At 71.1% G+C, this 10015-nt stretch carries 13 protein-coding genes and 1 pseudogene; 8 read left to right on the top strand and 6 right to left on the bottom strand.

Annotated elements, in window-relative coordinates; translation table 11 throughout:
• The 6 genes and pseudogenes from AB0M88_RS24850 to AB0M88_RS24825 all read left to right on the top strand — a co-directional run.
• Positions 1-168, top strand: a pseudogene (locus tag AB0M88_RS24850) (epoxide hydrolase); the annotation flags it as partial.
• A gap of 83 nt (positions 169-251) precedes the next feature.
• A complete protein-coding gene (locus AB0M88_RS24845) occupies positions 252-755 on the top strand; it encodes a cupredoxin family copper-binding protein (protein WP_364106068.1) in 504 nt (167 codons plus the stop codon).
• Positions 752-1681, top strand: coding sequence for a metallophosphoesterase (locus tag AB0M88_RS24840; RefSeq protein ID WP_364106066.1), 930 nt, complete (start codon positions 752-754; stop codon positions 1679-1681). The genes AB0M88_RS24845 and AB0M88_RS24840 overlap by 4 nt, the downstream gene beginning before the upstream one ends.
• Positions 1678-2082 (top strand): hypothetical protein, encoded by a 405-nt coding sequence (locus AB0M88_RS24835; protein ID WP_364106064.1) that lies wholly within the window; start codon positions 1678-1680, stop codon positions 2080-2082. The genes AB0M88_RS24840 and AB0M88_RS24835 overlap by 4 nt, the downstream gene beginning before the upstream one ends.
• 18 nt (positions 2083-2100) lie before the next feature.
• On the top strand, positions 2101-2649 hold the full coding sequence (locus tag AB0M88_RS24830) for a sigma-70 family RNA polymerase sigma factor (RefSeq protein ID WP_364106062.1): 549 nt from the start codon (positions 2101-2103) through the stop codon (positions 2647-2649).
• Positions 2646-3341, top strand: coding sequence for a Rieske (2Fe-2S) protein (locus AB0M88_RS24825; protein ID WP_364106060.1), 696 nt, complete (start codon positions 2646-2648; stop codon positions 3339-3341). The genes AB0M88_RS24830 and AB0M88_RS24825 overlap by 4 nt, the downstream gene beginning before the upstream one ends.
• Before the next feature lie 25 nt (positions 3342-3366).
• Here the strand turns inward: AB0M88_RS24825 and AB0M88_RS24820 are convergent, their stop codons facing one another.
• The 3 genes from AB0M88_RS24820 to AB0M88_RS24810 form a co-directional block, all read right to left on the bottom strand.
• Complete coding sequence (locus AB0M88_RS24820; RefSeq protein WP_364106058.1) at positions 3367-3879, bottom strand: TetR/AcrR family transcriptional regulator; 513 nt, start codon at positions 3877-3879, stop codon at positions 3367-3369.
• 103 nt (positions 3880-3982) lie between these two features.
• The gene (locus AB0M88_RS24815; protein WP_364106056.1) at positions 3983-4126 is read right to left on the bottom strand and encodes a hypothetical protein; all 144 of its coding nucleotides are present in this window, start codon (positions 4124-4126) and stop codon (positions 3983-3985) included.
• Between the two features lie 8 nt (positions 4127-4134).
• Entirely contained in the window at positions 4135-4557 is a 423-nt protein-coding gene (locus tag AB0M88_RS24810) for a hypothetical protein (RefSeq protein WP_364106054.1), read from the bottom strand.
• 128 nt (positions 4558-4685) lie between these two features.
• Between AB0M88_RS24810 and AB0M88_RS24805 the strand changes: the two genes are divergently transcribed.
• On the top strand, positions 4686-5453 hold the full coding sequence (locus AB0M88_RS24805) for a GNAT family N-acetyltransferase (protein ID WP_364106052.1): 768 nt from the start codon (positions 4686-4688) through the stop codon (positions 5451-5453).
• Entirely contained in the window at positions 5450-5668 is a 219-nt protein-coding gene (infA, locus tag AB0M88_RS24800) for a translation initiation factor IF-1 (protein ID WP_364106050.1), read from the top strand. Before AB0M88_RS24805 ends, infA begins: the two co-directional genes overlap by 4 nt.
• A 56-nt stretch (positions 5669-5724) precedes the next feature.
• On the opposite strand, the gene AB0M88_RS24795 is transcribed toward infA, so the two are convergent.
• From AB0M88_RS24795 to AB0M88_RS24785, 3 genes are read right to left on the bottom strand one after another with little or no spacing between them, the layout of a single operon-like run.
• Positions 5725-8424, bottom strand: coding sequence for a beta-L-arabinofuranosidase domain-containing protein (locus tag AB0M88_RS24795; protein WP_364106048.1), 2700 nt, complete (start codon positions 8422-8424; stop codon positions 5725-5727).
• The gene (locus AB0M88_RS24790) at positions 8421-9350 is read right to left on the bottom strand and encodes a hypothetical protein (protein WP_364106046.1); all 930 of its coding nucleotides are present in this window, start codon (positions 9348-9350) and stop codon (positions 8421-8423) included. Before AB0M88_RS24790 ends, AB0M88_RS24795 begins: the two co-directional genes overlap by 4 nt.
• Positions 9351-9400: 50 nt before the next feature.
• Entirely contained in the window at positions 9401-10015 is a 615-nt protein-coding gene (locus AB0M88_RS24785; RefSeq protein WP_364106044.1) for a hypothetical protein, read from the bottom strand.

Genomic DNA, 10015 nt, shown 5'->3' with positions numbered 1-10015 from the left:
AGCACGTTCCCGGGCGAGATCTGGCGGACGCCGCGCAGCTGGGCCGAACAGTCCTACCCCACCCTCAGCTACTTCGGCGAGGCCGAACGGGGCGGCCACTTCGCCGCCTGGGAAGAGCCGGAGCTGTTCGCGGCGCAACTGCGGGCCGCGTTCCGTTCCTTGAGGTAGCCCACCGGCGGCGGCCGGTGTAACCCCCCTCCTATTCCTATGCGGACGAGATGGACAGCCCATCCAGTAGGAGGACATCAGTCATGCAATCGCGCACACTCAGCGCCGCGCACTGGAGGAGCGCCGCCGCCGCGCTCGCGCTGGTCGGCTCTTTCGGGCTGCTTTCGGCGTGCGGCGGCTCCGGCGAGGCCGCGGCTGACGCCGGGCTGAAGGCGTCACCGGGCAGCAGCCTGCCGGGCCTGCCGGGCGACTCCGCCTCCGCGCCGTCGTCGATGGCCGGCATGGACATGCCCTCGTCGCCGGCGGCCGCCGATGCCGCGGCGCCGGTCGCCGGGAACGGCGTCGCCATCAAGGGCTTCGCCTTCGCGCCGGCCGCGTTGACGGTGCGGGCCGGAACCAAGGTGACCTGGACGAATCAGGACTCCGACGCGCACACGGTGACCAGTGGCGGATCCGGCGGCCCGCTCAACTCCCAGGCCATGAACACCGGCGACACGTTCAGTTTCACCTTCACCAAGGCCGGCACCTACCAGTACCTGTGCACGATCCACCCGTTCATGACGGCGACCGTGACGGTGACGCCATGAGCGAGGGGATGACGCGACGGCAGTTGATGCGCCACGCCGGATGGTTCGGCGGCGCCGTGGTGCTCAGTGTGGTCGGCGGGGAGGTGATCAGCCGGATCGCCGATGATCAGGACGACATCGCGGCCGCCGCGACGGCCGACCCGAACACGCTGCGGTTCGTCCAGGTCTCGGACAGCCACATCGGGTTCACCGGGCCCGCCAACACCGATGTCACGGCCTCGTTCGACCACGCTCTGGGCCGGATCAACGCGTTGGGGTTCCGGCCGGACTTCGTCATGCACACCGGCGATCTCACCCATCTGTCGACCCCGGGGCAGTTCGACCAGGTCAAGCAGATGTTGTCGACGACCCGCACGGACCGGGTGTTCGTGGTGCCGGGCGAGCACGACTCGGTCGGGGACGGCGGTAAGGCCTATCGCGGCGCCTTCGGCGCCAACACGTCCGGCGACGGGTGGTACAGCTTCGACACCCACGGCGTGCATTTCCTGGCCCTGGTCAACACCCTGAGCCTGGAGAAGGCCGGCCATCTCGGCCCGGAACAGCTTGATTTCGTACGCCGCGATCTGGCCGGACTGAAGCCGGACACCCCGATCGTGGTGTTCAGCCACATCCCGCTGTTCGCGATGTATCCGCAGTGGGGCTGGAGCACCGACGACTCGCTGCAAGTGATCAACATGCTGCGGCGCTTCTCCTCGGTGACGTGCCTCAACGGTCACGTCCACCAGCTGTTCACCAAGACCGAGGGCAACATCACCTTCCACTCGGCCACGACGACGGCCTATCCGCTCCCGGCTCCCGGGCACGGCCCCGCGCCGACCCCGCAGGTCCTGCCGGCCCGGCAACTCCAGGACGCCCTGGGCATCCGCAGCGTGACCTATCGGGAGGGCGACCACGCGCTGGCGCTGAAGGAGGAGCGGCTCACATGAGACTTCCGCTGGTGATCCGGCTCGGCGTGGTGGCCACCGTCGCCGCGAGCGGGTACGTGCACGCCGACCTCTACGTGCACGGCTACCGCTTCATCTCCCCGATCGGAACGATGTTCCTTGTGCAGGCCGCGGTCTCCTTCGCGGTGGCCACACTTCTGCTGTTCGCGGGCCCCGTGATCCTGCAACTGGGAGCCGCCGGCACCGCGCTCGGCGCCCTGGGCGGCTTCCTGCTGTCGCGCACCGTGGGAGTGTGGGGCTTCACCGAGCGCGGGTTCCAGCCGCACCCCGACGCGCTGCTCAGCGTGCTGTCGGAGATCGCGACCCTGGGCCTGGTCGCGGCGCTGTGGATCTACCCGCGACGACGCCGGGAGCGCCCCGGTGTAACCCGCACGAGTATCTGAGGGCAGGAGGTGAAGCCGATGGCGGTTGCGGAGCCGCAGCCCTCGGAACCCCCGGGCCTGCGCCTGGTGGGTGACGACACGTACCCGAGCTGGGAAGAGGTCTACCGGGACAACGCGGAGCGGGTCTACCGACTGATGTTCAGCCGCGTCGGCAACCGGCCGGACGCCGAGGACCTGACGACCGAGGTCTTCCTCGCCGCGATGCCGCGGCTGCGCCCCGACGCGTCGGTCGGGGAGGTACGGGCGTACCTGCGGGCCACCGCGCGTACGGCGCTCGCCGAACATTGGCGCCGCACCCTCGGCCGTCAGCTCACCTCGATCGACCCGGACGCCATCGCCGACGAGTTCGAGGCCGCACCCGACCGGCCGGAGGCGGCCGGCCGGGTGCGGCGGGTGCTGGCGGCGCTCCCGGAGCGATACTGCAAGATTCTGGAGCTGAGGTTCCTCCAGGCCGCGTCGATCCGCGAGGCGGCCGCACACCTCGGAGTCACCGTCGGCAACGCCAAGGTGCTGCAATATCGGGCGCTGCGAGCGGCCGCGAAACTGATCGACGCGGAAGGGCGGTGAACCGGGTGCGCCGGATCTCCTCCTACATCGACCGGCTGCTGCGCCAGAGACGGCCGGGACGCTTCGTGCCCACCGACGACGAGACGGACGCGCTGCGCGCCGCGATCGCCCTGCGGGCGGCCGACCCGGAAGGCGCCATGCCGCGGCCCGAATTCCTGGCCGGCCTGCGGGTCAAGGTGGCGGCCGAAATGGCCCGCACCGGCGAGCCCGAGCCCGAGGTCAGCCGCCGGCCGGCCGGCCGGCGTCGCCAGCTGCTCGCCGGCACCGCCGCGGCGGCCGCCTCCGCGGTCGTCGCCGTCGTGGTCGACCGTACGGTCGCGGCGCCGTCGGTGGCCGAGCCCGCCCCGACCCTGTCACCGAGCGACGGCACCTGGCACACGATCCTGGCCAGCGAGGAGCTGGCCGAGGGCGGTGCGCGGACCTTCGACACCGGCGCGGTGACCGGCTATCTCCACCGCGTCGACGGCGTCGTCAGCGCCCGCTCCGGCGTGTGCACGCACCAGGCCTGCCGCCTGGTCCTCAATCTTCCCGAGAGCCGGCTGGACTGCCCCTGCCACCGCACGTTCTTCGCTCTCGACGGCGAGGTGATCCGCTACCAGCTGGCCGCCAAGCCGGCCCGCCTGCCGGCGATCCTGGCCCGCGAACAGGACGGCCAGATCCAGGTCTTCGTCCCCCGGACAGCCGGCGACTGAATCCACCGCTCGGCGACGCGCCGGGCTAGCGCACCAGGATTCCGGCGACGAGCAGGTCGACCATGCGCTCGGCCTGCTCGCGCTGCTCTGGGGCGCCGGCCGCCATCGCGATGCCGCTCAGCGTCATGAGGACGTCGTCGGCCGGCACTTCGGGCCGGGCCTCACCGGTTGCCACCATCGCCCCGAGCAGCACCTCGAGCGCCTCGTCCAGCCGTTCCCGGCTGCGGGCGTACGGGTTTCCGCCGGCGGCGACGACGGACTGGATCGCGGCGGTCAGGCCGATCTTCATGGTCATGTAGTCGATGAAGCGGCCCATCCAGGCGCGCAGCGCCGCCGCCGGCGGCATCTGAGCCAGCAGCTCGGCGGCGGCCTGGCAGACCGCGTCCAGTTCCGACGCGTACGCCGCGGAGATCAGCGCCTCGCGGGTCGGAAAATGCCGGTAGACCGTGCCGACGCCGACCCCGGCCTTCTTGGCGATCTCCGTGAACGGCACGTCCGGCCCGTTCTCGACGAACAGTTGTGACGCGACGCCGAGCACCAGCTCACGGTTGCGGCGGCCGTCGGCCCGCGACCTGGGCGCAATTCCACTGGATCCTCCCGGAACGTGTTCCGGTAAGGAGGTACCCCGGGGCCGGCCCCGTTCACGCGTTCAGCAGGCCGGCCGAGACCTCCCACAAACGGGACGCGGCCTCGGGGTCGAGGGCGTGCGGGCGCCCACCGTCCTCGGCGGCCGGGCCGGTCGTCGGTTCGGCCTCGTTGCAGCCCTCGAAGTACCGTCCGCTCACGCCGTCGATCAGCGGGGAGGCGGCCAGCAGCACGGAGGTCGCCGCGCCAGGCCGCTGCGGACGCCGCCCGGCATGAGCGCGTTGGCGATGATGCCGTCGTCGCTCCAGCGGCGCGCGATCTCGACCGTGGGCAGGATGTTTCCGGTCTTCGACTGGCCGTAGGCGAGCCACGGATCGTACGGGCGGCGCTCGGACATGAGGTCGTCGAAGACGATCAGGGAGGTGCGGTGACTGTTCGAGCTCACCGAGACGACCCGGGCCCCACCGGCCGCGGCGAGCGACCCGTGCAGGGAGGACGTCAGGTTGAAGTGCCCGAGGTGGTTGGGGGCGAGCTGCAGTTCCCAGCCCTCGCGGACGTCACCTCGGCACGAGCCAGAAATGTGGTGGACAGCGCGGCGAGCCGGTTGATACGTTTTCCGGCGCCGTGACACCGACCGAGGAGGTGAGACCCCGTGAACGTTGTATCGATGTGGGTGCTCCCCTCGTTGTCACCGGCCGGCCACTGACATAGGTGTCGCCGGGAGCGCCCCGACAAGGGCGATCCGAAAGGCACCAACCTGTGAAACCAGTGGAATTCAGCAACGTCGTGCTCGTCTCACACATCGCACCCGGCCAATGGCATGCCCTGGAGGACGACCTCGTGGTCGGCCGCGGCGCGACATCGCGCCGGCCCGACGGGCGGATGTTCGTCAGCATCGACGCCTGGCACGACGCGGCCTTCGACCGGCTGGCCGAGGCCATGCTGGCCGCCCTCCCGAGGCCGCTGCACACCATGGTCGACGAGGCCGAGCTCGACCTCACCGCCCGCTGGCAACGCGCCGGCTTCACCGTGCGGCGCCGCGAGTGGGAGTACGCCGTGCCCACCGACCCCCGGGCCACCGGCCTCGACTCGGCCCGGCCGGCCGGCGTGACGGTCGTGGCCTTCGGTCGGGCCGAGGAAACGCGGCTACGCGCCCTCGACCGCACGATCCGCGACGAAATCGAGGCCGGCCCGGGCTGGCCGGACATGCCGGCCGAGATACTGGCCAACTCGGTCCTCGACCCGTCGAAATACGCCGTGGCGGCGCGATCCGGCCGCTACGTGGGCCTGCTGCGGGTCGCGACGGCAACCCGGCGGCCGCGCATCGGGCTGATCGCCGTCCGGGCCGGTTCCCGGCGCCGCGGCATCGCCCGCGCGCTGCTGGCCCACACGCTGGGCGCGCTGCACAACATCGGCAAAGAAGCCGCCTCGGCCGAGGTGACCGAGTCCAATGTGGCCGCCACGGCGCTGTTCGAGGGCATCGGCGCCCGGCGCACCGGCAGCAACCTCGAGCTGGTGCTGCGATGAGAGGGTCGAACGGCATCGAACTCGAAGGCACGGTTCTCGAGTGCCTGCGCAACGCCACCTTCCGGGTGGAACTGCAGAACGGCCACAAGGTGCTGGCCCACATCAGCGGAAAGATCCGCAAGAACTACATCAAAATCCTTCCGTACGACCGGGTGCTCGTCGAGCTCAGCCCCTACGACCTGACCCGTGGCCGCATCATCTTCCGCTACCGCTAGGTGAGGCCGACCTCAGTCGCCGAGGACCTGGCGACGGCGACTGAGGTCGGGACGGGTTACGGGGTCTGATAGGCGACGTCGAACTGCGCTGTCACCGGCGAGCCACCGACGGTGGCGCTCGCCTTGACGGTCGCGGTGCCGGGCGGGATCGACGCGGCGCGCGTGGTGAAGGACTGGTACGCCGAATGACCGGGCGCCACGTCGGGAACCGTCCGCGACCCGTACGCCGTGCTCAGCTCGATGGTGAGCGGCACCTGATCGGCGTTGCGGGCATTGACCGCGACGTACATCGTCGCGCCGACCCGCTGCGTACGCGCCTCGACCTCGACCCGCAGGGGCGACAGTTCCGCCTCGGCCGCGGCGGCGGCCGAGATGATGGCGTCCCTCTCCCCCGCGGTGAATATCCCCGCGATCACGAACGCCGCGGCGGTGTCACCGACGGCCGTGACGAACTGCCCGTGGGTCGCGAACGGCGCCTGGTCCCAGAGCACGTCGAGGAACGTCGGGCCGTCGGTGCCGGGCGAGGTGACGCCGGCGACCGGGACGTCGTACCGCGGCAGCCCGTCGTCGCGCTTGCGGTTGGGCACCCCGGTGCCGGTGGAGCCGAACACGATCGCCGGCTCGGTCCGGCGGAAGTAGGACGACGCGGCCTGGTTGTCGCTGATGTAGTAGGGCCGCAGGGTGAGCCCCCCGGCGAGGAAGGTCGGGTCGCCGGTCGCGGTCGGCGGCCCCGCGGTGACCGCGGCCCGGGAGTAGTCGCCGTCGAGTTTGAGGCCGGCGTACAGCGTCAGTTCACGCCACGTGGTACCCCCGCCCAGGATCTGCAGCAGCACCGGTCCCCAGAAGACCGCCTGGGTGTCGGGGCGGTCGATCGCCCGTTCGATGTGGATGCTGAACGGCATCCGAATCTCCACCACGTCGCCCGGGCTCCAGGTCCGGCTCAGCGTCACATAGGTGCCGGGGTGAGCGACCAGGTTGACGACGGCGCCGTTGACCGTGACGGTGAAGCCTTTCCGGGCCCAGCCGGGCACCCTCAGCTTGAGGTCGAGCGGCCCCGAGCCGTCCACGGTGAGCGTCACCCGGTCCGACCGCGGGTAAGTCGTCTCCTGAGTCACGGTGAAGCTCTTCGACGCCCAGGTGAGCGTGGACGGGACGTAGAGGTTGACCCAGAGCGCGCCCTCGTCGGCCGACTTGAGGTAGATCGTCTCCTGGTACTTGGTGTGGTTCTCCAGGCCGGTGCCGCCGCAGCAGGTGCCGGTGTTGCCGTAGCTGCGCACGGTGCCCGGCCCGACCGGCTGAAAGTAGGTGACCTGCGGGTCGCCGGTCGAGGTGGTGTCGGCGCGGGACCCGGCGATCATGTTGAGCAGGCCGCGCTCGTAGTAGTCCATGTAGGCCGGATCGTGCTCGTGCAGGAACAGGTTGCGGGCCAGCTTCATCAGGTTGTACGTCGTGCAGCTCTCGGCGCCGCTGGTCGCCACCGCGTTGGCGATGTCGTCCCGGTTCTGGAACAGCTCGAGGTTGTTGTTGGAGCCCGGGTAGTTGCCGCTCGTGCCGCCGTGGGCGAACATCCGGTGCGGCACGACCATGCCGTAGAAGTTCTTGGCCGCGGTGAAATACTCCGCCGCCCCGCCGTGCTCGAAGATGCGCAGATAGCCGATGAACTGCGGCACGTGGGTGTTGGCGTGCAGCCGCAGGTCGCGTCGGCGGCCGGGCCGGGTCGCCGGGGTGACGACGAGGATGTCGCGGTTCTCCACGGTGGCGCCGAAGAGCGACTCGCGGTTGTCGAAGCACTTGGCGGTCTCGAGGTGCTTCGGGTCGCCGGTGAGCGCCTGGATCTCCGGGAACACCTCGTTGGCGCCGCCGAACTCGCCGCCGATGTAGAGGTCCCACATGTAGTTGAGGTCGTCGCGGGTCAGCGGGCCCGGATAGTCGGGGTGGTTCTTGTCGCCGAGGGTCAGCGCCAGGTGCGCCCAGTCGGCCATCTTGGTGACCACGTCGAGGGCCTGGGCGTTACCGGTGTGGTAGTAGGCGTCGAGCAACCCGCGCATGATCTTGTGCTGGGTGTACCAGGGCGCCCACGTGTTGGTGTCCGCGTTGCCGCCGTACACCGCCCAGCGCGGCGGCCCGAGGCGCAGCACCGCGTCCTCCGGGAGGGCGCCGAGATAGCCCGGATAGGTGGGGATCCAGTCGGCCGCTCCGGCCGTGGAGGCGGCCACGATGCCGGCGTCGCGGCCGTTGGGCGAGGCGTCCTTCAGCGCCGTCCCGTCGGCCTCGTCGAACTTGGACCAGGAGAGACGGGCCGTGATGGCGGCCTGGCACGCGGCGAGCTCGGTGACCATCCAGTCGAGCTTGGTCTTGTAGACGGCCTCGCCCTGATCGGCGTACGCCTGCGCGAGGGCGGTCATGTAGTGCCCGGTCCAGTGGCCGCTGAGCAGACCGCCGTCCTCCCAGCCGCCCGGCACGGCGACGCCCGCCGGGTTGGGCCGGCCGGCCTGGTTGTTGAACAGCACCAGGAAGCGGCGCTCGTCGTACGCCCGCAGGAAGGCCTTGGTGCGGTCGCGCTTGGTCTGCAGCAGGCCGTTGCCCAGCCGCACATCGCTCAGCGGGAAGGGCCGGACCGGTGCGGTCGATCCGGGACCGACATCGGCCGGGGCGGCGGCCCAGACCGCGCCCGGGGGCAGCGCGGTGACGAGGCCGGCCGATGCGGCGCCGAGCGCGGAGAGTTGGAGGAGTTGCCGTCGGTTGAGCGGAATCACGGGTTGTCCTTTCTCAGAACTTCCTGCCGGGCGTTCTCGATCAGCCGCTCGAGGCGCCGACGGGACAGGGCACGCAGGACGAGGACGAGTGCGACCAGCAATGCCACCGCGATGAGCTGCGGCCACGGCACGACCCACACCGTCACGTCGGTGGGGCCGGCCGGATCGGCCGGGGAGAGCAGGATCCTCGCGTGCACGGGACCGATCCCCCACACGCCGTGGACGCGGGCGTCGGCCGGGCGGGCGCCGCCGGGCAACAGCTCCCCCGCGACCGGGTCGCCGGCCCGGTGGTGGGCGCCGAACAGCTCGGCGACGGAAACGGACGCGCGGGCGCCCGCCCGCACATTGCCGGTGTTCGCCACCGTGTAGGTGACGTGGACCGTGCCGGACCGCAGCGGGTTCCAGGAACGGTCGTAGCGGACGCTGACCCGCTGCGCGGCGAGCGCGGCCCGGACGGTTCCGCTGGCCCGGAGCAGAACCCGGAAGCCGACGCGGCTTTCGACCTGCACGGTGCCGGAGCGGCTGAGGACCGACGCCGCGATGCCGGCCGGGTGGTCGCCCGGGGTCGCGCCAGCCGGGGCGGTGATGGTGAACGGGACGATCCGGGTCTGGCCCGCACCGACGGCGACGCTGTGCCGCACGTCGATCCAGGTGCCGCCGTCGACCGACTTCTTGTCCGACGCGAGCATGTTGAAGCGGCCCTTGTCGGTCAGGTAACCGTCGGCCGCGCTCAGGGCGAACACCGCGTCGACGGTGCCCAGGTTGCGCACCGCCATCTTCTCGGTGACCTTCTGACCGGGGTCGAGAGTGCGCTCGATCCACCGGCTCCCGTCGGCCGGCTGGACCGTCCAGGTGACCTTGGTGCCGGGGTCGGCGTGCAACGGAGAGGCGGCCAGAAGGACGGCGGCGATTAGCTGCGGGATCATCGGGGTCCTCTCGACGGCCGGCGGGCCGCGCACGGCCCGCCGGACCGCGACTACTCGAACAGGGAGAGCGTCAGCTTCGCCTGATAGGAGCCGGCCTGGACGTCCGCCGGGGTGCGCAGGAACAGGTCCGCGTTGACCGAGTACGCCCCGCCGGTGACCGACGCCGAGTCGTATGTGGACACCAGTAGCTCCTGGTCGGTGAGTCCGACGTTGTTGCCGGGCTGGGTCGGCTGGTCGAGCGAGGTGACGACCTCCTCGCCCTCGCTCACCTGTCCCGCACTGTCGCCGGGGTCGACCAGCCGCGGCTTCCAGCCGAGGTGGTCGGCGGTGATCGGAGCCAGGCCGGTGCCGGTGAAGTCGCTCGACGAACCGAGCACGGCCCAGCTGGAGCCGGCCGGAATCTCGTCGGCGGTGCGGGTGTCGGTGACGGTCACCGTGGGCAGGGTGCCGGTGAACTGCCGGACGGTCGGCGTGGAGTCGTTCTCCCGCAGGGCCACCGCGCTGCCGGCCACGGTCAGGGCCAGCACGCCGGGCACCTTGATCGGGGTGATGTCGACGATCACGTCCACATCGGAGGAGTCGCCGGGATCAGCGACCGCCGCGGTCGGGAAGGCGGCCACGCCGGCCAGCGCCGCCACGGCGACCAGCCGCTTCGGGATGTTCAT

The organism is Actinoplanes sp. NPDC051411, assembly GCF_040682075.1.
Taxonomy (GTDB): domain Bacteria; phylum Actinomycetota; class Actinomycetes; order Mycobacteriales; family Micromonosporaceae; genus Actinoplanes.
Note: the sequence above shows the minus strand (reverse complement) of the source record. Positions and strands in the feature narration are given on the sequence as shown.

Coding starts and splice junctions, on each gene's coding strand:
- AB0M88_RS24845 (WP_364106068.1), top strand. CDS start 252: ATGCAATCGCGCACACTCAGCGCCGCGCACTGGAGGAGCGCCGCCGCC.
- AB0M88_RS24840 (WP_364106066.1), top strand. CDS start 752: ATGAGCGAGGGGATGACGCGACGGCAGTTGATGCGCCACGCCGGATGG.
- AB0M88_RS24835 (WP_364106064.1), top strand. CDS start 1,678: ATGAGACTTCCGCTGGTGATCCGGCTCGGCGTGGTGGCCACCGTCGCC.
- AB0M88_RS24830 (WP_364106062.1), top strand. CDS start 2,101: ATGGCGGTTGCGGAGCCGCAGCCCTCGGAACCCCCGGGCCTGCGCCTG.
- infA (WP_364106050.1), top strand. CDS start 5,450: ATGAGAGGGTCGAACGGCATCGAACTCGAAGGCACGGTTCTCGAGTGC.
- AB0M88_RS24790 (WP_364106046.1), bottom strand. CDS start 9,350: ATGATCCCGCAGCTAATCGCCGCCGTCCTTCTGGCCGCCTCTCCGTTG.
- AB0M88_RS24785 (WP_364106044.1), bottom strand. CDS start 10,015: ATGAACATCCCGAAGCGGCTGGTCGCCGTGGCGGCGCTGGCCGGCGTG.